This is a genomic window from Luteitalea sp. (assembly GCF_044337415.1).
In the GTDB taxonomy this organism is placed as follows: Bacteria; Acidobacteriota; Vicinamibacteria; order Vicinamibacterales; family Vicinamibacteraceae; genus Luteitalea.
Window position 1 is genome coordinate 26031 of sequence record NZ_JBIINP010000022.1, and the last position, 21507, is coordinate 47537.

Below are 21507 nucleotides of genomic sequence, written 5' to 3' on the forward strand. Positions count from 1 at the left end.
GCCCGCGCGTCGCACACGTCCGCAGCACGGTGGCGGCCAGCGGATACACTTCGGGGCCGTGCCCCGCACATCAATCGCCCTGCTTCTCGCGAGCATGCTGTCGGTGCCGGCGTTCGCAGCCGACCCGATGCACTTCTGGAACACGCCCCAGCGGGGCGCCAACAGCTTCAATGGCACTCCACCGGACGCCGAGTACTTCCGTGCGTTGCGCGGATACGGCGCCACCTGGGTGCGCCTCACGTTCAGCAAGTGGAAGTCCCGCGAGCGGGATTTCCTCTTTGGCAGCCTCGACGACTATCAGCGCCTCGTGCCCGAGGACCTGGCGACGCTTCGTCGCGTGCTGGACGACGCGCATGCGGCGGGACTCAAGGTGGTCGTCACGCCGCTGTCACTGCCGGGTTCGCGCTGGATCCAGCAGAACGGCAACCAGTTCGACGACCGGTTGTGGAACGACAAGCGGTATTGGCGGCAGTCGGCCGCCTTCTGGCGCGACCTGGCCGGGGCCCTCGAGGGTCATCCGGCCATAGCGGCATTGAACCTGATCAACGAGCCCGTTCCCGAGCGCAGGGGTGGCCTGGAGGAACACTCGCCGCCAGAGACGATGCGTGCATGGTACGAGAAGGTGCGCGGTGGCACGCGCGATCTGCCGGCTCTTTACGCGCTGCTGGTTGCGGCGGTGCGGGAGGTCGATGCGGAGGTTCCGGTGATGCTCGACGGTGGCTTCTACGCGGCCGCCGACGGATGGAGTTACTGGCCCGCGCCACTCCGGGATGACCGGCTGCTGTATGCCTATCACATGTACGAGCCGTGGGCGGCGACCAGCGCGCCTAACATCAAGCGTCAGGTGCCGTACCGGTATCCAGGACGGGCCCCGTTCGGTGGGACCGACGTCGAATGGAACGCGGCCCGCATCGAGTCCTACTTGCAGCAACCTGTCGACTGGGCGAAGCGGCACCACGTGCCGATGAATCGCCTGGTGGCCGGCGAGTTCGGCTGTGTGCGGACCTGGAGCGACTGTCCGCGCTATCTCGAGGACGTGCTTGCTGCGCTGGAGGCGGACGGCGTGCACTGGGCGTTCTACGCGTTCCGCGAGGACACCTGGGACGCCATGGACTACGAGCTCGGCGCCGGCAGACTGCCGTGGCAATACTGGGAGGCGCAGGAGAAGGGGAAGCCCTACGTGCTGCCGCGCGGACCCAACACGGTGTTCGACCCCATCATGCGCAGGCTCGCATCAGGAAGGCCGCGCTGTGCGTGTCGCCGTGATCCAGGCCATGGCCTCCGCCGGTGTGAGGATCCGCACGGGCGACCGAGGAAAGTCCTTAGGGTTGCGCGTGACGAGGGCATCACACTTCGCGCGGCGGGCCGCGGCGGCCGTGACGGCGTCTTCGAAGTCCTTCCAGCCGAGCCCCACCGCCGCACGCAGGACCACGTCGTCCACGGGGGCCACATCGAAGACGCCCAACAGCGCGTCGGTCGTGTCTCCGGCCATGCGGACGCCCACCGCGCGCGCGTTCAGGTAGTGGATGGTGGTCACGGCATGCGCCGCCAGCAACCCTTCGGCGCGTCCCTGTTCCACCGCCGCCCAGACGGCGGCTGATGCGTCGGCGAACGGGCGACGATCGAGGAGCACGTCGAGTACGACATTGACGTCGAGCAGGAGCCGCTTCACCGGTACTTCCGCTCGAGATAGGCGTGGTAATCGCGCGTGGTGCCGCGGCGCAGGGAACCGCGCAGCCGCGACAGCACCGGCGGGACCTCCATGCGGTCGGGGGCGGGAGCCGAGGCGAGGTCGAGCATCTTCTCGACCAGTCGCGACACCGACGTGCCGTTGGCTCTGGCGTACCGCTTGGCGCGTTCGATGACCTGCGCATCGACGCTCAGTGTCAGCTTCCGCATACGTACGAATCTAGCACAATCCGTACGTATGCGGCATGCAACGCGCGATGCGGCCGTTCACGCGAGTCCAGCGCACGGTGCCGGCCTCGTCGGCCGGCGGCGCGGACCGCGGCCAGCCTGTCATGAGAGCGAGACACGAACGGCGACACTCCACCGACGCTGGTCCCGGCGGCGGCCTGGTGTTGCCTGCCGCCACACAAGGGGCATACCATCCGCCTCCAACCGCGTCTGCCTCCAATGAACCGATTCCTCGCGCTGGCAGTTCTCGCCGCACTCACCGCTCCGGACCGCGTGGTCGCGCAGGGGCGGGAGACCGACACGCTCAGCACGTCGTCACCCCTCGCGCGTGTCGCGTACCTCACGCAGCTGGATCGGCTCGATGACACACGAAGCGACGATGCGCGCTGCGGTGCGGCGGCATCGCTGAACGCGTTCGTGCTGCTGGGCGGCAGCATCGACACGGTGGCACGTCTCTTCGGATTGCCGCCCGACCACACGATCGCCACCGCACACCGGGTGCAGGAGCGTCTCTACCTGCACGCTGATGTCGACGGCGTGGCAGGGGCGATCGGATCGACCAAACCCGTGACAGACGCGAGCGGCGCGATCGTCTCGTCACGGCGATCGGCCAGCGACGAATTCCATCGCATGCTCGATGTGCTCGGGCTGGACGCCGAACCGCTCTTCGGGGTGACGCTGGCCACTGTCGCGGAGCGTGACCGCGCAGTGCACGAGTATCTGCGACGCAATGCGCACGCGGTCTTCATCGTCGGTGCCGATGCCGATCTCGGCAAGGGAGCACGCCCGAGCCGCGCACCCACCGCAGGGTCGGCCAATCACTACATTGTCGTGGCGCGAGTGGACGGAGCGTGGCAGAAGGTGGATAGCTGGTACCGCCCCGGCCAGCGAACGGTGTCGCGACTGACCGAGGCCGAGGTGCGCGGCTTCCTCCATCGCACCCCCGTGACGCCATGGGGCATCACGCGCGCGCCGAACAGAGCGCCACGACTGGCGCTCGCGGGCTACGACCTGCCCCCGGAGGGACACGATCTGGTGCCGACTGCGGCGCGGGTCGCAACGGTGGCGCGCCGCGCGGTCACACCATTGGCACCGCTCGATCTCTTCCGTCTCGAGACGGTGAGCGATCCGCAGCTCTCGCCGGATGGCACGCGCGTGGTGTACGTGCGGCAGAGCCACGACATCATGCGCGACCGGGCGGTGACGCAGCTCTGGATGGTGAACGCGGACGCATCGGTGCACCGGCGCCTGACCGCTGGCGACGGAGAGGATCGGGCACCCCGATGGACGCCATCGGGCGATGCGATCATCTATCTGTCGAGCGTGGATGGGACCACACAGCTGTTCCGTCGCGACGTCGGCAGTGAGCAGACCGTGCGGCTCGCCAAGCTGCCGGCCACACCGGAGTGGTTTGCGCTCTCGCCCGATGGAGCGCAGATCGCGTTTGCGATGCTCGTCGCATCGCCGCCACACGTCCCGGCGGGAATGCCCTCGGCACCGTCTGGGGCCACATGGGCACCGGCCGCGATTGTCGCCACCGACCTGCGGTACCGCAGCGACGGGGCTGGACTGCTGCCGAGCGGTCGCGCGGAACTGTTCGTGATGCCGTCAACCGGCGGCACGGCGCGACAGGTCACCTCCGGTGGCGCCCTGCAGTACGGACGGGCGTACGGCGCGACTCCCGGCATCTGGACGCCGGACGGCGCAGCGCTCATCGTCACCGCCAACGGTGATCCGTCACCCGACCTGACGTCGCGCTCTTCGGATCTGTTCGAGGTGCGGGTCAGCGACGGCGCGGTCACGCCGGTGTTCCGTCGGCGCGGCACGAACCGGTCGCCGGTGGTGTCTCCAGACGGCAAGTGGCTCGCATTCGTCAGTGTTGAGGATGCCGGGCACGCCTGGACCCAGCCGAGGCTCTGGCTGATCCCGCGTGGTGATCACGCGACACCGCGCCTGCTGTCGGCCGGGTTCGATGCCGCAGTGGACAACCCGCAGTGGCTCCCCGATGGCAGTGGCCTGCTGTTGCTCGCCGATCGCGAAGGGCGGGTCGGGCTCTGGCGCGTCATGCTCGATGGCTCGACGACATTGATGACCGACTCGCTGGCCAGCGGTCTCGACGCCTACGGCGGCGGGCAGGCGTTCTCGCAGAGTCGCGGCGGCGCAGTGGCGCTCACGCGAGGCTCGGCAGCGACACCAGGCGACATCTGGTTCGCCGCCGCGGCTGGTGCACTACCGACGCAGCTGACCGCGGTGAATGATGATGTGTTCGCCGACCGGCTGGTGGGACCGGTCTCGTCGTTCTGGGCGACATCGTCCAGGGATGGCCAGCGCTTCCAGTCGTGGATCATCACGCCTCCCGGCTACACACCGGGACAGGCGTATCCGATGATCCTCGAGATCCACGGCGGTCCCTTCGCCGCCTACGGTGATCGCTTCGACATCGAGAAGCAGTGGATGGCCGCGCAGGGCTACGTGGTGCTGTACGTGAATCCACGAGGCTCCACGGGTTACGGCGAAGCGTTCGCCCGGATGATCGACAAGGCCTACCCCGGCGATGATGCCGACGACCTGCTGACGGCGGTCGACACGATGGTGGCTCGCGGCGTTGCCGATCCGGCGCAGCTCTACGTCACTGGTGGCAGCGGCGGTGGTCTGCTGACGGCCTGGCTCACGGCGCGCACCACGCGCTTCCGTGCCGCGGCGGTGTTGTATCCGGTCATCGACTGGACCAGCGAAGTCCTGACGGCCGACAATGGCTCGCATTTTCAGGGCCGCTGGCTGCGCGGCACACCATGGGAGAACCCGACACACTACTGGGAGCAGTCGCCACTGTCGCGCGTGGCCAGCGTGCAGACGCCGACACTCGTGATGGGCGGCGATGCGGACCATCGCACGCCGTTCGGGCAGTCCGAAGCGTGGTTCACGGCGCTGCGGCTGCGCGGTGTGCCAACGGAACTGGTCCGCTTGCCCGGTGCGCCCCACGGTGCGCGGGCCCGGCCCAGCCACCACATCGCCAAGGTGGCCTACATCACGGACTGGTTCTTCCGGCAGCGGAACGCCGCGTGTTGCGCGGTGCACACGCCGCCAGTGCCATCCCGGCGCTGACGGCACTGGTGGACTCCATGGCCCGTGGTGACCTGGACTGCGTCGACCCACTGTTCGTGCAGCGCGCTGGTCTGCCGCGCCTCGCGCGCACCAGAGCCCATGTCAGGTAGGACGCTGCGCGACGTCCGCGCGCAGCGTGTCGCCGTCGGCAGGGGGGCTGACGCGATCACGCTGAACGTGCGTGTCGGCGCACACTCCGGGCCGCCCGTGCTTCTGTTGCATGGTCATCCGCAGACGCACCTGATGTGGCATCGCGTGTGGCCGTCGCTGGCACCGCATTTCACGCTGATCGCGCCAGATCTGCGTGGATACGGCGACTCCGGCAAACCCGCAGGCGCCGTCGATCACTCGACCTACAGCAAGCGCGTCATGGCCGCCGACCTCGTGGCGCTGATGGCGTCGCTCGGCCACCATCGGTTCCTTGTCGTGGCGCACGATCGTGGCGCGCGTGTGGCGCACCGCCTCGCGTTGGACGATCCGGATCGTGTGCGTGCGATGGTCCTGCTCGACATCGCGCCGACCCTGGCGATGTACGAGCAGACGAGCGACGCGTTCGCTCGCGCGTACTGGCACTGGTTCTTCCTCATCCAGCCGGCCCCGTTGCCTGAAGCGCTGATCGGACTGAACGGGGCGCTCTATGTGCGGAGCCTCCTGGGCGGCAGGCACGCCGGTCTCGCTCCATTTCCTGCCGATGTGCTGGCAGAGTACGAGCGGTGCGCGAGCGACCCGGCCACGGTCCACGCGATCTGCGAAGACTATCGCGCGTCCGCGGGCATCGACCTCGCACACGACCGTGACGACCGCGCCGCTGGTCGTCGACTGCGCGTGCCACTCAGGGTGCTCTGGGGGCAGCACGGCGTCATTGCCCAGTGCTTCGATGTGCTGCACGAATGGCGACGTGTGGCCGAATCGGTCGATGGCCGCGCACTCGAGTGCGGCCACTACCTGGCGGAAGAAGCGCCCGACGCCCTCTGCGCCGACATCCTGCCCTTCCTGGCCACCCACACCCGCTGACCTGAGCCAGCACGAATCGAATCGCCGGCTGGACTACCGCGTGCTTCCGCGGTCGCAGCGCACGACACCGTGAGCGGCCGCCGCGATTGGCGCGCAGCAGGTTCCAGCCAGGGAGTTCGCCGATAATGACGACGTGAAAGCCCTGCTGACCCGCATGGCCCTCGTCCTGTTCGGTGGCCTGGTGCTGGCCTTGGCCTCCTTCGTCTGGGTGCAGGGCGGGCCCGAACGCGGGCGACTCGCGCGCCTGAAGGCTGAAGGCACGCTTGTGCAAGGCACGATCGCGGGTGTCGAAGACGAGCGGCGGCAGGCGACATCGCCGACAGGCGAGACGATCAGTGGGAAGTACGAGACCTACCGCATGGCGAGGGTGCGCTACACGTTCGGTGGCGTCACGTTCACGCCCGACCAGCAATTCGAACTGGCCGGCGACCTTGCGAATCTCACTGTGGGCAGCCCTTTCGCAGTGATCGTGCTGCCTGATGTACCCGACAAGCCCTTCTCCACCACAGACAGCATTGCCACCACGCGCGTGGCCGTGGTCCTGCTGCCGCTGATGCTGGCCGCGGTCGGCGTCCTCAGCCTGTGGCGCGCCCTGTCGCGGCGTCGCCGCTGACCTCCTGGCCACCCCTTGCCGCCAGCGACGTGGCAACGTTTCGCGTGCGGTGTCAGGCAGGACCTCGCGGCTCTCGTGCCGACCGCCGCCGCTTCAGCGTCTCGAACTCTTCGTGCAGGCGATCGAGCTCGTCATCGGACATGTTCTCGAGCTGCACGAGGTCGTTGCGGGCGCCCGTCGTGCTGCGGAGGAGCTCGTCGAGCTTCAGCTGCAGCGCGCGCGTGTCTCGATTCTGCGTGTTCTGCAGCAGGAACGCGACGAGGAACGTCGCCTGCGACGCCAGGGTGTTCATCGTCAGTTGCCAGGTGTCCGAGTACTGGAAGACCGGCCCGAGGACGAGCCACACGCCGGTCACGATCACGGACCCGACGAACGTCCATGGCGAGCCGATGATGACGGCGGTGCGGTCGGCGATGCTCCGGAAGGTGTCGCGCATGTCGACACTGTAGACGCGTTCGCGCGGCAGCTCACCGTGCGGCGGCACCTGCGCTTTGCCCCGGCACGCTGCCTGTCGAGCTGCAGCCATGTCGACGCGACGGGCCTCGAACACGGATTCCTGACGAGGCACAGACCATCAGCCTCATGGGCACGACGCCGGGTTCGCTCGTCTGCCCCGTCGCCGCCTGACCTTCGACGAGCTAGGGCTGTCCGGCGGCTGCGTGTCCCTGACCGCCTCGCCGTGCGCCCTGCGTTCGGCGTTCGGCGTTCGGCGTTCGCTAGATCAAGAACGGATTGGTCCGCCGTTCCTGCCCGATCGTCGTCGTCGGTCCGTGCCCGGGATACACGATCGCGTCGTCGCCCAGCGGCAGCAGCACCTCCCGGATCGAGCGCAGCAGCGTGGCGTGATCACCCCCCGGCAGGTCGGTGCGGCCGATCGAACCGGCAAAGAGGGTGTCGCCGACGAACAGGCGGTCGGCCGGTCCGTCACCCACACCCACCTGCAGGCAGACCTGTCCCGGGCTGTGGCCGGGCGTGTGATGCGCCGTCAGGCGACACTGGCCGAACGTCCACTCGGGCTGCTGGTCGAACCAGGCGTCGATGGGAGGCTGGGGGCGCATCCTGAAGCCGAACGCCACCCCCTGCTGCACGGCCCGCTCGTAGAGGAACAGGTCGTCCTTGTGCAGGACGAGCGGCACGTCCCACTCGGCCTTGGCCTCGTTGCAGCCGGCGATGTGGTCGAGGTGCGAGTGCGTGAGCATGATGTAGCGCACCGAGACGCCCGTTCGACGGACAATGGCGATCAACTGGTCGACCTCGGCACCGGGGTCGATGACGATGGCCTCGCCCGTCACCGGGCAGGCCACCACGTAGCCGTTCTTCTCGAACGGCGGCACGGCACACGATTCGATCAACATGTCGGTCTCATTCGAACACGTCCAGGCGGCAGCCCGCCGCATCGCGCCCTTCGTCACGCGCACGCCCCTGCTGAGAGCGGAGGCCCTGTCGGCCGCCACGGGACGCGACGTGTGGCTCAAGCTCGAGACGCTGCAGCGAACCCGCGCCTTCAAGCGGCGCGGCGCCGTCAACGCGCTGCTCGCGCTCGAGGAGCGCGAGGGCACGCTGCCGCCGCTCGTCACCGCCTCGGCCGGCAACCACGGCGTCGCACTCTCGAGCATCGCACGTGAACTCGGCGCGCAGCTCACGATCTACGTCCCGAAGGACGCCCCGCGCGCCAAGCTCGATCGCCTGCGGGGGCCCGGCATCACGATTGTCGCCGACTGCGTCGACTACGACGCCGCGGAAGCGCGCGCCATCGCCGCGAGCGCCGCAGGCGACGGGCTGTTCATCTCGGCCTACGCCCATCCTGACGTGATCGCCGGGGCCGGGACGATCGCCCTCGAGGTGCTCGAAGACATGCCAAACGCCGGCGCGATCATCGTCCCGACGGGTGGGGGCGGCCTGCTGTCGGGGGTGTCGATCGGCGCGAACGGCCGCGTGCCGGTGATCGGCGTGGAGCCGGAAGTGAACCCGGCCTTCACGAGCGCGCTCGCGGCTGGGCACACCACCACCATCACGCCCGGCGAGTCGCTGGCCGACGGGCTGACGGGCAACCTCGAGCCCAACGCGCTCACGTTCGACCTGGTGCAGGCGCGCAGCGTCCCCGTGCGCCTCGTGCCGGAAGCCTGCCTCGTCGACGGCGTGCGCGCGCTGTTCGCGCACGAGCGCCTGGTGGTTGAAGGGGCGGGTGGCATCGCCGTCGGCGCGCTGCTCGGCGGCGTGCTCGACGACCTGCCCGACCCGCTGGTGCTGCTGATCACCGGCGCCAACATCGACGCGCCGACGCTGGCGCGCGTGCTCGCCTCGTAGCCGGCCGCGTGCAAGGCAGGCCCACGCAGCCATCGGCGGCCCTTGGATGAATAGGGCAGAATGGGCGCCATGAAATCGGTGAGCGCCCTGATCGCCGTCCTGATGTTCGCCTTCGGCAGCACGGGCACTGCCGCGAGCATCAGCATCCTGTTCATCGGCAACAGCTTCCTCTATGGCACGGGATCCGCGGTGCGGTTCTACCGCTCGGCGACCGTCACCGACCTGAACGACGAAGGCATCGGCGGCGTCCCGGCGCTGTTCAAGTCGTTCACCCAGCAGGCCGGGCTCGATTACGACGTGGCGCTCGAGACGCGTGGCGGCAGTGGGCTCGACTTCCACCTCGCCAACAAGCTGGACGTGATCGGCGCGCGGGGCTGGGACACCGTCGTCATGCACGGCTTCAGCCTGCTCGATGCCCAGAAGCCCCGCGATCCGGCCAAGCTGGTCGCCACGACGAAGCAGATGGCCGACGTCCTTCGCGGCAAGAACCCGAACGTGGCCATCTACACCATGGCGACGTGGGCGCGCGCCGATCACGTGTACCCGGCGAAGGGGGCCTGGACGGGCGAGACCATCGAGACGATGGCGCGGGACATTCGCGCCGCGTACGACAAGGCGGCTGGCCCCGCTGGGGTCAAGGCGGTCATCCCGGTCGGAGAGGCCTGGACCCGCGCCATGCAGGCGGGCGTGGCCGACGCGAATCCCTACGACGGCATCGAGGCAGGCAAGCTCAATCTCTGGACGTACGACTCGTACCACGCCAGTACGGCGGGGTACTACCTGGAGGCACTGGTGATCTTCGGCAGCGTGACGGGGCGGGATCCGCGGTCGCTGGGCGAGGCCGAGTGCTCGGGATTCGAGCTGGGGCTGTCGCGCGCCGAAGTCAGCGCGCTGCAGCAGATCGCGTTCGATCAACTGGGCAGCACGGTGACGGCGGCGCCGAAGGTCACGGCCAAGCCCGTGACCGCCGAGCGCTGCGCTGCCAGATAGGCCACGCGGCCCAGGCGAGGCCGATGGGCCGTGGACATGCCTACTTCGTCAGGGAATCGAGGTACCTGGTCGCGAACCTGCCGTACGGTGGCCACATGAACCTGATGGCCGAGAACGACGCCTGGTAGAACACGGGGCGCATCTTGGAGAAGGTGAGGAAGCCTTCGTAGCCGTGGTACTGGCCCATGCCGCTTTCGCCAACACCGCCAAACGGCATGTCGTGTTGTGCCGTGTGGTAGATGCAGTCGTTGACGGTCACTCCGCCTGACATCACGTGGGTGATCAGGTGCTGGACCTTGCGCTTGTCGTTGCTGAACGGAAAGAGGGCCAGCGGGCGAGGTCCTGCGTTGATCGCCGTGATGGGTTCTTCGATATCGGTGTAGCCGATCACCGGCATGACCGGGCCGAAGATCTCGCGGGTGCGCAGCTCACAGTCAGCCGGAGCGTTCAGCACGATGTGCGGAGCAATCTTCCGGGTGGTGGCATCCCATGGTGTCCCGGGGATGAGCTGTACCAGTGTGGCTCCCTTGTCGCGAGCCTCTTCCAGGGCGCTGGTGATTCGCGTGAACGCCCGCTCGTCGATGATGGAGGTGTAGTCGGGACTGTCCAGCGTAGGGTAGCGGCCGCTGACGATGGTCCTGGCCAGGGCCACGAAGTCCTGAACCTTTCCGTGTGGGACGTACGTATGGTCTACGGTCGTGCAGACCTGGCCGGCATTGAAGCACTTGCCGAACAACAGGCGCTCGGCGGCGGTCTCGAGGGGGAAGTCGTCGCAGATGATGGCAGGGGACTTTCCGCCCAACTCCAGCGTGACGGGGCACAGGTTGCTGGCGGCTGCGGCCATCACGGCGCGTCCGGTGGCACCCGAGCCGGTGAAGATCAGGTGATCGAACTTCAGTTTCGAGAACTCCACGCCGACGCCGCCGGTCTCGTCGAAGAACGCCAGCTTGTCGCGAGAGAAGTACCTCGGAATCCGCTCGATCAACAGCGCGCAGGTCTGCCGGGAGTTCTCGCTCATCTTGACCATGGAGCGGTTGCCGGCGGCAAACGTGCAGATCAGGCCGTTGAAGCTGGTCCAGATCGGGAAGTTCCAGGGAATGATGGCGCCGACAACGCCCAGCGGTTGGGCAGTGACGCGATTGGACGCGCCCATGAAGGTTTTCAGGTCGATGTGGCGCTTCTGCGGCCTCATCCAGGCCTTCAGGGACTTGATGGCGTGGTCCACCCCGTCGATCACGTTGACGATTTCGGCAAAGAGCGACTCGTGCCTGGATCGGTGTCCGTAGTCCCTGCTGATGGCGTCTGCCAGGTCGTCGCGGTTGTCCACGACGAACGCCTTGAGCTTCAACAGGTCGGCCTCGCGTTCCGCGAAGGTGGGGTAGGGGTGCGCCAGGTAGGCGTCGCGTTGCATCTGCAACGTGGCCTGGAGCTCGCCGCGCACGGCGTCGATGGAGGCTGGGCCCGGCTGGGGCATGACGGACATGAGGGTTCCTCGTTGTGGAAACGTCGACCGGATCGTACGCTCGTTGGCACATGCCTGTAGCGGTAGACACCCCAGTGCAGCAGCACATCGCGTTCGATCAACTGGGTAGCGCGGTGCCGCCGTCGCCTCGTCACGTGTCGCGAATGGCGCCTCACCCTCACCCTGCCCCTCGTGGTACGGACCCGTTCGCTCGTCGGGGCGTGCTCGTTGGGGAAGGCATGCGCAACCAGAGGGCCACCTAGACCATGGCTCGGTTGCTCGTCGTACGCCAGCGCCCGGACGATGACGACATCGTGACGCGCCTGCCCGGGCTCGAGGACCTTGACGTCGAGTACGTCACGGGCGCGGCAGCGGGCCTCGAGCGCCTGTCGGCCAAGCCGTTCGACACGCTGCTGATGAGCCCGGTCTCCACGTTCGACGAGGACCTCGCGTTCCTGCAGCAGGCGCGTGCGCTGCGGCCCGGCATCCGTGCGATCTTCCTGGCCGACTCCGCAACGCCCGAGGCGGTCCTCGCCTCGCTGCGGGCAGAGGTCTTCGCCGTGTTCACGCGGCCCTTCGACGCGGCCCACATCGCGAACCTCGTCGGGAAAGCCGTCGAGGCCGACAACGGCACCGAGTACGGCATTCGCGTGATCGGCGCGACGCGCGACTGGATCACCCTGCGTGTCAGCGCGCAGCTGGTGACGGCCGACCGTCTCGTCACGTTCATGGATGAGTTGCATCGCCGCCTCTTCGACGAACCGGAGATGGACCACCTGCTGCTCGCGTTCCGCGAGATCCTGGTGAACGCCATCGAGCACGGCGCGGGCCTCGATCCCGAGAAGGACGTGCGCGTGGACGCGATCCGGACCAGGCGGGCGCTGGCGTTCTACTTCCGCGACCCCGGGCCCGGCTTCGCACAGGATGCGCTTCCGCACGCCGCGACCGGCAACGACCCGCTGTCGCACATGCAGCGGCGCATCGAGGCGGGCCTGCGCCCCGGCGGCTACGGGATGCTGCTCACCCGCAGGCTCGTCGATGAGGTCATCTACAGCCACGCCGGCAACGAGGTCCTCCTGCTGAAGCACCTCGGCTGACCGCACGCGCTCGCGATCGGGCGCCTTTCATCGAAGGGAATCCGCTGATCACGCCGGCGAGATTGGCGGACGCCGTCCAGTTCCCTGGGACGGCCGAGTCCGAAGAGCCGTCGCACCGGAGCCGCCTCGGAAAGCAACACCTGCAGGTGCTGCCGTAGCATGACGATGTGCCTGTCCCGTTCGCCGGAGGTTCCGAGCCCTGCTCCGCGTCGTTTGCCGAGCCGTTGCCAACCCGGCACGAACGTCCAGAGGCCAGGGCTGGTAGCGCGGCATGACGTTCACGGCACTACTCCTGCACAACCCGCAGTTCCGCCGCGTGTGGATCGCGCAGGTGGTGAGCCAGCTGGGCGACTGGTTCAACGCCGTCGCGGTGTATGCGCTGCTGCTCGACCTCACCGGCTCGGCTACGCTCGTGGCGGCGATGATGGTGGTGCAGTTGCTGCCACTGGCGCTGATCAGCCCGATCGCCGGCGTGGTCGCCGACCGCATGTCGCGCCGCACGCTCATGATCGGCGCCGACCTCGCCCGCGCCGTGCTGTTTGCCGGCCTGGTGTTCGTGCGGTCGGCCGACCAGATCTGGCTCGCCTTCCTGCTCGTGACCCTCGGCGTGATCGCCACCGCGTTCTTCGAGCCGGCACGCACGGCGATGCTGCCCGACGTGGTGCCGCGCGAGCACCTGATCACCGCCAACGCGCTCTCGGCGGCGACGTGGGCCGTGATGCTCACCATCGGGGCGTCGGTCGGCGGGGCCGTCACGGTGCTCGTCGGGCGCGACGCGGCCTTCCTGTGTAACGGGCTGTCGTTCCTCGCCTCGGCCGCCGCCTTGCGGGGCCTGCACGTCGAGGAGACGCACCACACGCACGCCGCGAAGGGCGCGGGCCTCGGCATGCGCGACGGCCTCGCGTACCTGCGCGAGCACCCCGCGACCATCGCCCTGCTGAGCATCAAGGCGGTCTGGGCCGTGGCCGGCGGGATGATGCTGCTGCTCACCGTGTTCGGGCAGCGCGTGTTCCCGACCACGCCGGGCCAGACAGCCGCCCTCGGCATCGGCGTGCTCTTCGCGGCGCGCGGCGTCGGCGCCATCGGCGGCGCGTTGCTGGCGCGGGCCGCGCAGGCCCGCGACGAGCGCCGCCTGCGCGCGCTCGTCCCGTGGTGCTACGGTCTGGCGTCGCTGGGCTACCTCGCCCTGGCCAACGCGCCCACGCTGTGGACCGGCGCGGCGGCCGTGGTGTGGGCCCACGTATTCGGCACGCTGCTGTGGGTGCTCAGCTCCGTGCTGCTGCAGTTGGTGGTCAAGGCGCGGGTGCGCGGCCGCATCTTCGCCATCGAACTCGCGCTCCACACGTTCGTGTCGGCCGCCGCGATCCTGCTCACCGGCTACGGCCTCGACACGCTGCACATCGCGCCACGGACCCTGGCGACGTGGATCGGCGCCTTCTTCCTCGCACCAGCTGCCGCATGGGCGGCATCACTGGCCGCGTCGAAACGCGGCGCGTAATGCCGTCCATGCGTCATGCGTCATGCGTCATGCGTCATGGGGCATGAGGCATGAGGCATGAGCAATCACTTCGGCCGGCTCGGCCTCAACTCCACGCGGCTCGGCAGGCTCCGCGCGCTGCTGCCCAGCAGGTCGAACACCACCTGCGCCACATCGTCTGCCGACAGCTTCCAGTCGGTGCCGGCGGCATCGCCACCCGCGGAGAAACCCGTCTGGACCGAACCGGGCATCACCGTCGACACGCGGATGTTGTCCTGCCGCACCTCGAGCATGAGCGACTCGGCGAAGGCGTTCAGCCCGGCCTTCGACGCGCAGTAGGCCGCCCCACCCGCGAACGAGTTCCTGCCTGCCAGGCTGCTGATGTTGATGATCCAGCCGCCGCCCCGCTGCTTGAGCGCCGGCAGCGCCGCCTTCGAGCACAGGAACACGCCCGTGAGGTTGGTGGCGATGAGCCGGTGCCAGTCGTCCACGGCCATGTCGGCCACCGGCACGAACGTCCCCACGCCCGCGTTGTTGATGAGCGAATCGACACCGCCGAACCGCTCCGTGGCGGTCCGGACGAGCGCCTCGGCCGTGGCCGGGTCGGCGACGTCGCCCTGAACGGCCGCGACTGCCGACGTCCCGAGCTCGGCGACGACGGCATCCAGGTCGGACCGGGAACGACCCGAGAGCACCACCCGGGCGCCGCGGGCGACGAACCCGCAGGTGAGGGCGAGCCCGATGCCCCGGGATCCCCCGGTGACGATGGCGACGTGGCCGGCGAGTTGAGGCTGGGAAGTCATGCCCTTACACTACTGGGGTCGCGCGGCTAGCGCCACGCCCACGTCCATGCCCTTCGTCGCCATCCTCGGAGCCGGCCCCCTCGGCGGCGCTCTCGCCTACGCGCTGGCCTCGCGCGGGCGTTTCGACGAGGTCAGGCTCATCGACCCCGAGAAGACCCTGGCCGCGGGCAAGGCCCTCGACATCCTGCAGTCTGGCCCCGTCGACGGCTACAGCACGCGCGTGACCGGCAGCGCCTCGCTCGACGCAGCCGCTGGCGCCTGGGTGACGGTGCTGGCCGATCCGATCACCCCGGACCCGCTGAACCACCTCAAGGACCTGCACAAGCGCTCGCCAGGCGCCGTGATCGTGTGCGCCGACAGCGCCCACCATCTCGTGGTGGCGCGCGCCGTCGCCACCGGGGCGGTCCCCCCAGACAGGCTCGTGGGCAGCGCGCCCACGGCCGCCGCCGCCGCTGCGCGAGCGCTCCTGGCCCTCGATGCCGATACCAGCCCGTCCGCGGTGCATGTCGGGATCGCGAGCGGCGAGGCACGGCCGTGCGTGGTCGACTGGTCGCGGACCTCGGTCGACGGCGCGCCTGCCGAGAATGCCTGCCGGCGCGACCAGCGCGACCGCGTGAACGCCCGGCTGGCCGGCCTGTGGCCGCTCGGCGCCTACACGCTGGGCGCTGCCGCCGCGCGGGTGGCAGAAGCCGCCTGGTTCGGGTCGCGGCAGGCCTTCCCCTGCTGGTGGGTCACCGACGGCGGCGTGGCACCGCCCGCCGTGTCGCTGGTGCGCTTTGCACCAGGTGGACGAGTCCGGGTACTCCCGTCCGGAGTCCCCGCCGGGCTCACGGGGTCGGGCGCGGGCCGCTGACGTGCTCACGTCCCTGCTCATCGTGGCCTCGATGGTCGCGGTGACGGCCCTGTATGTCGCGGCGGAGTTCGGCGCGGTGTCGGTGCGCAAGAGTCGCATCCGGCAGATGGCCGAAGACGGCCACGCCACCGCGAAGCGCCTGCTGCCGATCCTCGAGGACCCGGCCGCGCTCGACCGCTACATCGCGGCCTGCCAGGTGGGCATCACCCTGTCGAGCCTCATCCTCGGCGCGTACGGCCAGATTGCCTACGGCCCGGCCATCGCCGCACAGCTGCAGTCTCGGCTCGGCCTCGACCCGCTGGCCGCGGCATCGGCCGCCGCGGTGGCCATCCTGCTCGTGCTCACGGTCGGCGCGATGGTCGCCGGCGAGCTCGCACCCAAGTCGCTGGCGCTCGAGTACCCCACCGAGACGGCCCTCTACACCTACTGGCCCATGCGCTGGTCGCTGTGGCTGCTCGGGCCGTTCATCTGGTTCCTCAACGGCTCGGGTACGCTGATCCTCCGCCTGCTGGGCAGCGCGCAGGGCACGCATGGCCACGTCCACTCGCCCGAGGAGATCGAGCTGCTGCTCGCCGAGAGCCACGACGGCGGCCTGCTCGAACCCGACGAGCTGCGTCGCCTGCAGCGCGCGCTCCGCTTCAGCCTGCGGACGGCCAGCCAGCTGATGACGACGCGCGACCGCATGCAGTCGGTCGACGTGACGACGCCGGTCGAGCAGGTGCTGTCGATGGCCCTCGACTCGTCGCAGGCCTACGTGCCGATCTACCGCGACGCGCCCGACAACGTCATCGGCTTCCTGAACACGAAGCGGCTGCTGGTCCGACACGTCGAGGGCCGGCCAGCGCGGTCGGTGCGCGAGTTGCTGCAGCCGGCGCCGCGGGTCGAGGAGGCGATGACCGGCGATCGCCTGATCGCGGAGCTCCGGCGGCACCGCACGCACCAGGCCATCGTCGTCGACGCCAGGCAGGCCGTGGTCGGCATGGTGACGCTCGACGACATCCTCTCGTCGCTGCTCGGGCCCACCCCCGACGAGTTCACGCAGTCGACGCTGCGGACGCCGGCCCCGCGCGCGACCGGCGCCGCCCGGGGGCGCGCGTGATCACGCTCCTGGTGATCGTGGCGGTGCTCGTGCTGCTGAACGGGCTCTTCGTCGCCGCGGAGTTCGCCATCGTCGGCACGCCGCGCGTGTCCATCGAGAAGCGCGCCGCGGCAGGCGAGCGGATCGCGCGGCGGGTGCACCAGGTGCTCACCGACCCGCGCCGGCAGGACCGCTACATCGCGACGGCGCAGCTCGGGATCACGCTCGCGAGCCTCGGGCTGGGCATGTACAGCGAGCACGAGGTGGCCGAGCGGCTCGTGCACCTGTTCGAAGGCCTCGGGGTGGCGCGGTACGTGGCCGCGCACACGCTGGCGAGCATCGCCGCCGTGGCGCTGCTGACCTACGCCCACATCGTATTCGGCGAGATGGTGCCCAAGTCCATCGCCCTGCAGCGCGCCGAACGGACCGTGTTGTGGATCACGCCGATCATGCTGGTGCTGCAGGCGATCTGCTACCCGCTGGTGCTGGTGCTGAACGCGCTCGGCAACCTGCTGCTGCGGCTCATCGGCGTGCGGCGACAGGAACGCTCGCACGAGCACCTCTACTCACCCGAGGAGCTGTCCTACATCGTCACCGAGAGCCAGGCCGGCGGCATGCTGCGCGAGGAGTCGGGCCGCATCCTGCGCGAGCTGTTCGAGTTCGGCGACCTCACCGCGCGCGAGGTGATGACGCCGCGCGTGCGCCTGGCGGCGCTGCCGCTCGGCGCCGACGTGGCGACGGTGACCGAGACGGTGCGCAAGGCGCCCTACACGCGGTACCCGGTGTACGAGGGCGACATCGACCAGCTCACCGGGATGGTGAACGTGAAGGACCTGCTGCTGCTCAAGGCCAGCGGGTCGGTGCTCACGCCGGCGATGGTCAGGGCGATCCCCGCAGTGCCGGAAACCGCGACGCTCGACGTGGTGCTCGAGACGCTGCGGCAGGCACGCGCGCAGATGGCCGTGGTCATCGACGAGCACGGCGGCACGGCGGGCGTGGTGACCCACGAGGACCTGTTCGACGAGGTGATCGGCGAGGTGGCCGAGGGCGCCACGGAGAAGACCAGCATCTACCGCGACCCGGCCGGCGTGCTGCACGTGAGCGGCACGTCGCGCGTGGAGGAAGCCGGCGAGGCGCTGGGCGTCGAGCTGGAGCACGAGGAAGTCGACAGCGTGAGCGGGCTGATCCTGGCCGTGCTTGGGCGTCCGCCACACGTCGGCGACGTGGTCAGCTACGACCACGTGCGCTTCGAGGTCACCGAGGTCGAGGGGCGGGGCGTGAAGTGGTGCGTCGCCGAGGCCGAACCTTCGGGCGACGAGGCGGCTTCGAAGTAGCGCGCTCGAAAAGAAAAAGGGGCGAGCGGCCTGACGGCCACTCGCCCCGAGCATTGTGCAATCTCGAATGTCGAATTGCTGTAGTCGGTCCTACGACGCGACCGAGTGCAGCGACAGGCCGGTGCTGAAGTCGGCGAGACGCTCGCGGAGGATCAGCCGGCCGCGGTGCAGGCGCGACTTGAGCGTCTGGCTCTTCACGTTGAGCACCTGGCTGGCCTCTTCGGTCGACAGGCCGTGGATGTCGCGCAGCACGATGGGCGTGCGGTAAATCTCCGGCAGGCCCTTCATGGCCTGGGCGAGGCGGCCGCGCAGCTGCCCGCGGAGGACGGCCTCGTCGGCCATGCTCGACCAGTCGGCGGCCTCGCGAAGCCGGCGCACGCCGTCTTCCTGATCCTGCCCCTGCATCTCGTGCTCGGACACCTCGGCGGGGCGCGTGAACTTGCCGTTGCGCAGCCGCGACATCGCGGTGTTGAACGTGATGCGGTAGATCCAGCTCGACAGGGCCGCGTCGCCGCGGAACGCCTGGACCTTGTTGACCACCTTCATGAGGACGTCCTGGGTCACTTCCTCGGCGTCCTCGCGGTTCTTCATGTATCGAAAAGCCAGCTGATACACCTTGCTGCCGTACACGCTTGCCAGCGTCTCCACGGCTCCGGGTGCTCCGGCCTGCAGTTGCTCGATCAGGGCTCGCTCGCTCTGGCTATCTCGCTTCATCTCGCCTCCGTCCACAAGAACACCGGAGACGAGGAAGTTATTCCCGTCGTCGAAACGCATCGTCCTGTTGGCTCCGCCCAGAGAGTATCCGCTATCCAAGGATGGCCTTCCGGAACAGGACTAGACCTTGGTCGAGCCCTCCCCCTGGTCGAGGCCCGGGTGGTCCTGCTCGACCGGAGGTGGGGCGATCAGGGGCGGCTCAGGCCGAACACGTCGCACAGGTGGCCGACGACGAGGTCTTCGACCCGGGCCATGGGGGGCGCGGTGCCGAGGAGCCGCCCGAGCGAGGTGACCCCGCGGTCGGTGATGCCGCAGGGCACGATCAGCCCGAAATGGGACAGGTCGGTGGTGACGTTCAGGGCGAAGCCGTGGCTGGTCACCCAGCGCGACAGCCGCACGCCGATGGCGGCGACCTTCTCCTCGCCCACCCACACGCCGGTCAGGCCGGCCTTCCGGTCCGCGGCGATGCCGAGGTCGGCGCAGACCCGGATGAGGACCTCTTCCAGGTCGCGGACGTAGCGGTGGGCGTCCATCCGGTCGGGCCGGAGGTCGAGGATCGGGTACCCGACCAGCTGGCCGGGGCCGTGGTAGGTCACGTCGCCGCCCCGCCCGGCCTCGAAGAGCGAGACGCCCAGCCCCGCCAGCTGCGCGTCGGAGGCCAGCACGTGGTCGCGCGACTGGCGCACCTTCACGCCCAGGGTGATGACGGGCGGATGCTCGAGCAGGACCAGCGTGTCGGGGATGGTGCCGGCCTTGCGGGCCGCGACGAGCTCGGCCTGCAGGGCGACGCCGGCCTCGTAGGGCACGAGACCGGCGCGCCGGACGTCCAGCGGCGTCATCAGCTCCAGGACTCGAGGGTGGCCTTGACGCGGCTCATGAACTCGTCGGCTACGGCCCCGTCGACGAGCCGGTGGTCGTACCCGAGCGTCAGGTAGCCGCGCTGGCGGATGGCGATCATGTCGTCCACCACCACCACGCGCTTCTCGATGGTGCCCACGGCCAGGATGGCGACCTGGGGCTGGTTGATGATCGGCATCCCGAACAGGGTGCCGAACGACCCCGGGTTGGTGATGGTGAACGTGCCGCCGGCGACGTCCTCGGGCTTGAGCTGCTTGGCGCGGGCGCGCCCGGCGAGATCGGCGATGCCCCGGGCGATGCCGAGCAGGCTCAGCTCGTCGGCCTTGTGCAGCACCGGGACGATGAGGCCCCAGTCGAGGGCAACGGCGAATCCGAGGTTGACCTGCTTCTTGTAGGCGACGCGGTCGCCGTCGATGGCGGCGTTGACCACGGGCGTCGCCCGCAACGCCTGCGCGACGGCCTGCGAGATGAACGACAGGTAGGTGAGGTTGACGCCCGCCTGCGCGAACTCGGCCTTCAGCGCCTGCCGGGCGGTCGCGACCTTCGTGAAGTCGATCTCGAACACCGAGTGCACGTGCGCCGACGTGCGCCGGCTGTAGATCATGTGCTCGGCGATCTTCCGGCGCATGACCGACATGGGCTGCACGTCCACCGGCTCGCCGGGCTGGAATGCCGGGATGTGGAGGCCGCCGCCGGTCGGGACCGCGCCTGTCGCGTGGGTGCGGTCGTCGAGGTACTGCAGGATGTCGGTCTTGGTCACCCGGCCGCTGATGCCGGAGCCGTGCACGTGCGTCAGGTCGACGTGGTGCTCTTCCGCGATGCGCCGCACCAGCGGTGACGACTTCTGGCGGCGCCGCGCGATGGTGGCATCCTCGGCCGTCGGCTCGGCCGGCGCCGCGCTGGCCGCCGCGTCCTCGCGCGCAGCGGCCTCGGATGCCTCGGCCGAGGCCGATGAGGCGACATCCTGGCCCGCAGTGGCGGTCGCAGTCGCCGCGGCCGACGCACTGGTCGCCGTGGCGTCAGGCTGCGGTGTCGGCTCCGGTGCGGCGGGCGCCGTGGCTGCCGCGGGCTGCTCGCCCACCTCGCCGAGCACGGCGACCACCGTGTCGATCGGCACGGTCTCGTTCTCGTGCACGCGGATCTCGAGCAGCACGCCCGCCGCCGGCGACGGAATCTCCGCGTCGACCTTGTCGGTGGAAATCTCGAACAGCGGCTCGTCGCGATCGACGGGGTCGCCGACCTTCTTGATCCAGCGGACCACCGTTCCCTCGGCGACCGACTCCCCCATCTGGGGCATCACGACGTGTGTAGGCATACGTGCTCGGGTACGGGCTACAGGGCTACGGGCGGCAGGCTACCTGGCTGGCGCGGCCACAGGAGGCCTGCCGCCTGTCGCCTGCAGCCGCCCTGTGACTTGCTACATGTGAATCGCCGCGCCGTGCGTCGCGTGCGCCGCCTCACCCACCGCCTCCGACATCGTCGGGTGCGCCTGGATGGTGCGGATGAGCTCCTCGACGGTGCACTCGAGGCGCAGCGCGAGGGTGGCCTGCGAGACGAGCTCGGTGGCGCGTGGGCCGATCATGTGCACGCCGAGGATCTCGTCGTACTTGGTCTCGGCGACGATCTTCACGAACCCCTCGGTCTCGTTGGCGATCTTGGCGCGGCCGAGCACGCCGAACGGGAACGTGCCGACGCGCACGTCGTAGCCGCGCTCCTTCGCCTGCGCTTCCGTGAGGCCGACGCTGCCGATCTCGGGGTCGCAGTAGGTGCAGCCCGGCACGTGGTCGTAGTTGATCGGGCGGACGTGGTGACCGGCGATGCGCTCGGCGGCGAGGATGCCCTCGGCCGACGACAGGTGCGCGAGCTGCTTGTGCGCGCCCGTGCC

Annotated in this window: 19 protein-coding genes and 2 pseudogenes; 11 read left to right on the top strand and 10 right to left on the bottom strand. The window is 69.4% G+C overall.

Annotated features, from left to right (window positions below; translation table 11 throughout):
- Positions 1-94 precede the first annotated feature (94 nt).
- Positions 95-1240, top strand: a pseudogene (locus ACIRDX_RS06240) (glycoside hydrolase family 5 protein); the annotation flags it as partial.
- Here ACIRDX_RS06240 and ACIRDX_RS06245 read toward each other — a convergent pair.
- Together ACIRDX_RS06245 and ACIRDX_RS06250 are read right to left on the bottom strand one after the other, a co-directional pair.
- Complete coding sequence (locus ACIRDX_RS06245; protein ID WP_396624559.1) at positions 1235-1672, bottom strand: PIN domain-containing protein; 438 nt, start codon at positions 1670-1672, stop codon at positions 1235-1237. The pseudogene ACIRDX_RS06240 and the gene ACIRDX_RS06245 overlap by 6 nt on opposite strands.
- Entirely contained in the window at positions 1669-1899 is a 231-nt protein-coding gene (locus ACIRDX_RS06250; RefSeq protein WP_396624541.1) for a DUF6364 family protein, read from the bottom strand. The genes ACIRDX_RS06245 and ACIRDX_RS06250 overlap by 4 nt, the downstream gene beginning before the upstream one ends.
- Before the next feature lie 237 nt (positions 1900-2136).
- On the opposite strand from ACIRDX_RS06250, the gene ACIRDX_RS06255 reads away from it, so the two are divergent.
- The 3 genes from ACIRDX_RS06255 (at position 2137) to ACIRDX_RS06265 (ending at position 6649) form a co-directional block, all read left to right on the top strand.
- Positions 2137-5022: a S9 family peptidase gene (locus tag ACIRDX_RS06255; RefSeq protein ID WP_396624542.1), complete on the top strand. Its 2886-nt coding sequence runs from the start codon at positions 2137-2139 to the stop codon at positions 5020-5022.
- Positions 5023-5121: 99 nt separating this feature from the next.
- Positions 5122-6036 (top strand): alpha/beta fold hydrolase, encoded by a 915-nt coding sequence (locus ACIRDX_RS06260; protein WP_396624543.1) that lies wholly within the window; start codon positions 5122-5124, stop codon positions 6034-6036.
- 133 nt (positions 6037-6169) lie between these two features.
- The gene (locus ACIRDX_RS06265) at positions 6170-6649 is read left to right on the top strand and encodes a DUF3592 domain-containing protein (protein ID WP_396624544.1); all 480 of its coding nucleotides are present in this window, start codon (positions 6170-6172) and stop codon (positions 6647-6649) included.
- A 52-nt stretch (positions 6650-6701) separates the two neighbouring features.
- Here the strand turns inward: ACIRDX_RS06265 and ACIRDX_RS06270 are convergent, their stop codons facing one another.
- Together ACIRDX_RS06270 and ACIRDX_RS06275 are read right to left on the bottom strand one after the other, a co-directional pair.
- Complete coding sequence (locus tag ACIRDX_RS06270; protein ID WP_396624545.1) at positions 6702-7085, bottom strand: low affinity iron permease family protein; 384 nt, start codon at positions 7083-7085, stop codon at positions 6702-6704.
- Between the two features lie 280 nt (positions 7086-7365).
- Positions 7366-8004, bottom strand: a complete 639-nt coding sequence (locus ACIRDX_RS06275; RefSeq protein ID WP_396624546.1) for an MBL fold metallo-hydrolase — start codon at positions 8002-8004, stop codon at positions 7366-7368.
- Here ACIRDX_RS06275 and ACIRDX_RS06280 point away from each other — a divergent pair.
- Both ACIRDX_RS06280 and ACIRDX_RS06285 read left to right on the top strand, forming a co-directional pair.
- Positions 8003-8956 carry a threonine/serine dehydratase gene (locus tag ACIRDX_RS06280; protein ID WP_396624547.1) on the top strand — a complete coding sequence of 318 codons (954 nt, stop codon included), beginning with the start codon at positions 8003-8005 and terminating at the stop codon, positions 8954-8956. The two genes, ACIRDX_RS06275 and ACIRDX_RS06280, sit on opposite strands and share 2 nt — an antisense overlap.
- 69 nt (positions 8957-9025) lie before the next feature.
- Positions 9026-9946, top strand: a complete 921-nt coding sequence (locus ACIRDX_RS06285) for a PEP-CTERM sorting domain-containing protein (protein ID WP_396624548.1) — start codon at positions 9026-9028, stop codon at positions 9944-9946.
- A 40-nt stretch (positions 9947-9986) separates the two neighbouring features.
- Here the strand turns inward: ACIRDX_RS06285 and ACIRDX_RS06290 are convergent, their stop codons facing one another.
- On the bottom strand, positions 9987-11420 hold the full coding sequence (locus ACIRDX_RS06290; RefSeq protein WP_396624560.1) for a coniferyl aldehyde dehydrogenase: 1434 nt from the start codon (positions 11418-11420) through the stop codon (positions 9987-9989).
- A gap of 254 nt (positions 11421-11674) precedes the next feature.
- Between ACIRDX_RS06290 and ACIRDX_RS06295 the strand changes: the two genes are divergently transcribed.
- Complete coding sequence (locus tag ACIRDX_RS06295) at positions 11675-12505, top strand: ATP-binding protein (protein WP_396624549.1); 831 nt, start codon at positions 11675-11677, stop codon at positions 12503-12505.
- A gap of 271 nt (positions 12506-12776) precedes the next feature.
- Positions 12777-14003 (top strand): MFS transporter, encoded by a 1227-nt coding sequence (locus ACIRDX_RS06300; protein WP_396624550.1) that lies wholly within the window; start codon positions 12777-12779, stop codon positions 14001-14003.
- 65 nt (positions 14004-14068) lie between these two features.
- Here the strand turns inward: ACIRDX_RS06300 and ACIRDX_RS06305 are convergent, their stop codons facing one another.
- Positions 14069-14785, bottom strand: a complete 717-nt coding sequence (locus ACIRDX_RS06305; RefSeq protein ID WP_396624551.1) for an SDR family oxidoreductase — start codon at positions 14783-14785, stop codon at positions 14069-14071.
- Between ACIRDX_RS06305 and ACIRDX_RS06310 the strand changes: the two genes are divergently transcribed.
- Genes ACIRDX_RS06310 through ACIRDX_RS06320 form a run of 3 tightly spaced genes read left to right on the top strand, consistent with a single transcriptional unit; the run spans position 14784 to position 18050 of the window.
- Complete coding sequence (locus ACIRDX_RS06310; protein ID WP_396624552.1) at positions 14784-15638, top strand: hypothetical protein; 855 nt, start codon at positions 14784-14786, stop codon at positions 15636-15638. The genes ACIRDX_RS06305 and ACIRDX_RS06310 overlap by 2 nt on opposite strands.
- 1 nt (position 15639) lies before the next feature.
- On the top strand, positions 15640-16737 hold the full coding sequence (locus ACIRDX_RS06315; protein WP_396624553.1) for a hemolysin family protein: 1098 nt from the start codon (positions 15640-15642) through the stop codon (positions 16735-16737).
- On the top strand, positions 16734-18050 hold the full coding sequence (locus ACIRDX_RS06320; RefSeq protein WP_396624554.1) for a hemolysin family protein: 1317 nt from the start codon (positions 16734-16736) through the stop codon (positions 18048-18050). Before ACIRDX_RS06315 ends, ACIRDX_RS06320 begins: the two co-directional genes overlap by 4 nt.
- 90 nt (positions 18051-18140) lie before the next feature.
- Here the strand turns inward: ACIRDX_RS06320 and ACIRDX_RS06325 are convergent, their stop codons facing one another.
- The 4 genes and pseudogenes from ACIRDX_RS06325 to ACIRDX_RS06340 form a co-directional block, all read right to left on the bottom strand.
- Positions 18141-18824: an RNA polymerase sigma factor gene (locus ACIRDX_RS06325; RefSeq protein ID WP_396624555.1), complete on the bottom strand. Its 684-nt coding sequence runs from the start codon at positions 18822-18824 to the stop codon at positions 18141-18143.
- A 128-nt stretch (positions 18825-18952) separates the two neighbouring features.
- A complete protein-coding gene (lipB, locus tag ACIRDX_RS06330) occupies positions 18953-19603 on the bottom strand; it encodes a lipoyl(octanoyl) transferase LipB (protein WP_396624556.1) in 651 nt (216 codons plus the stop codon).
- Positions 19603-20937, bottom strand: a complete 1335-nt coding sequence (locus ACIRDX_RS06335; RefSeq protein WP_396624557.1) for a dihydrolipoamide acetyltransferase family protein — start codon at positions 20935-20937, stop codon at positions 19603-19605. Before ACIRDX_RS06335 ends, lipB begins: the two co-directional genes overlap by 1 nt.
- A 102-nt stretch (positions 20938-21039) precedes the next feature.
- Positions 21040-21507 (bottom strand): annotated as a pseudogene (locus ACIRDX_RS06340) (dihydrolipoyl dehydrogenase); the annotation flags it as partial.

Bases quoted from the DNA above. Each gene is read 5' to 3' on its own strand.
- ACIRDX_RS06250 (WP_396624541.1), bottom strand. From the start codon at position 1,899: ATGCGGAAGCTGACACTGAGCGTCGATGCGCAGGTCATCGAACGCGCC.
- ACIRDX_RS06255 (WP_396624542.1), top strand. From the start codon at position 2,137: ATGAACCGATTCCTCGCGCTGGCAGTTCTCGCCGCACTCACCGCTCCG.
- ACIRDX_RS06260 (WP_396624543.1), top strand. From the start codon at position 5,122: ATGTCAGGTAGGACGCTGCGCGACGTCCGCGCGCAGCGTGTCGCCGTC.
- ACIRDX_RS06270 (WP_396624545.1), bottom strand. From the start codon at position 7,085: ATGCGCGACACCTTCCGGAGCATCGCCGACCGCACCGCCGTCATCATC.
- ACIRDX_RS06280 (WP_396624547.1), top strand. From the start codon at position 8,003: ATGTCGGTCTCATTCGAACACGTCCAGGCGGCAGCCCGCCGCATCGCG.
- ACIRDX_RS06275 (WP_396624546.1), bottom strand. From the start codon at position 8,004: ATGTTGATCGAATCGTGTGCCGTGCCGCCGTTCGAGAAGAACGGCTAC.
- ACIRDX_RS06285 (WP_396624548.1), top strand. From the start codon at position 9,026: ATGAAATCGGTGAGCGCCCTGATCGCCGTCCTGATGTTCGCCTTCGGC.
- ACIRDX_RS06290 (WP_396624560.1), bottom strand. From the start codon at position 11,420: ATGCCCCAGCCGGGCCCAGCCTCCATCGACGCCGTGCGCGGCGAGCTC.
- ACIRDX_RS06295 (WP_396624549.1), top strand. From the start codon at position 11,675: ATGGCTCGGTTGCTCGTCGTACGCCAGCGCCCGGACGATGACGACATC.
- ACIRDX_RS06300 (WP_396624550.1), top strand. From the start codon at position 12,777: ATGACGTTCACGGCACTACTCCTGCACAACCCGCAGTTCCGCCGCGTG.
- ACIRDX_RS06310 (WP_396624552.1), top strand. From the start codon at position 14,784: ATGCCCTTACACTACTGGGGTCGCGCGGCTAGCGCCACGCCCACGTCC.
- ACIRDX_RS06305 (WP_396624551.1), bottom strand. From the start codon at position 14,785: ATGACTTCCCAGCCTCAACTCGCCGGCCACGTCGCCATCGTCACCGGG.
- ACIRDX_RS06325 (WP_396624555.1), bottom strand. From the start codon at position 18,824: ATGCGTTTCGACGACGGGAATAACTTCCTCGTCTCCGGTGTTCTTGTG.
- lipB (WP_396624556.1), bottom strand. From the start codon at position 19,603: ATGACGCCGCTGGACGTCCGGCGCGCCGGTCTCGTGCCCTACGAGGCC.
- ACIRDX_RS06335 (WP_396624557.1), bottom strand. From the start codon at position 20,937: ATGCCTACACACGTCGTGATGCCCCAGATGGGGGAGTCGGTCGCCGAG.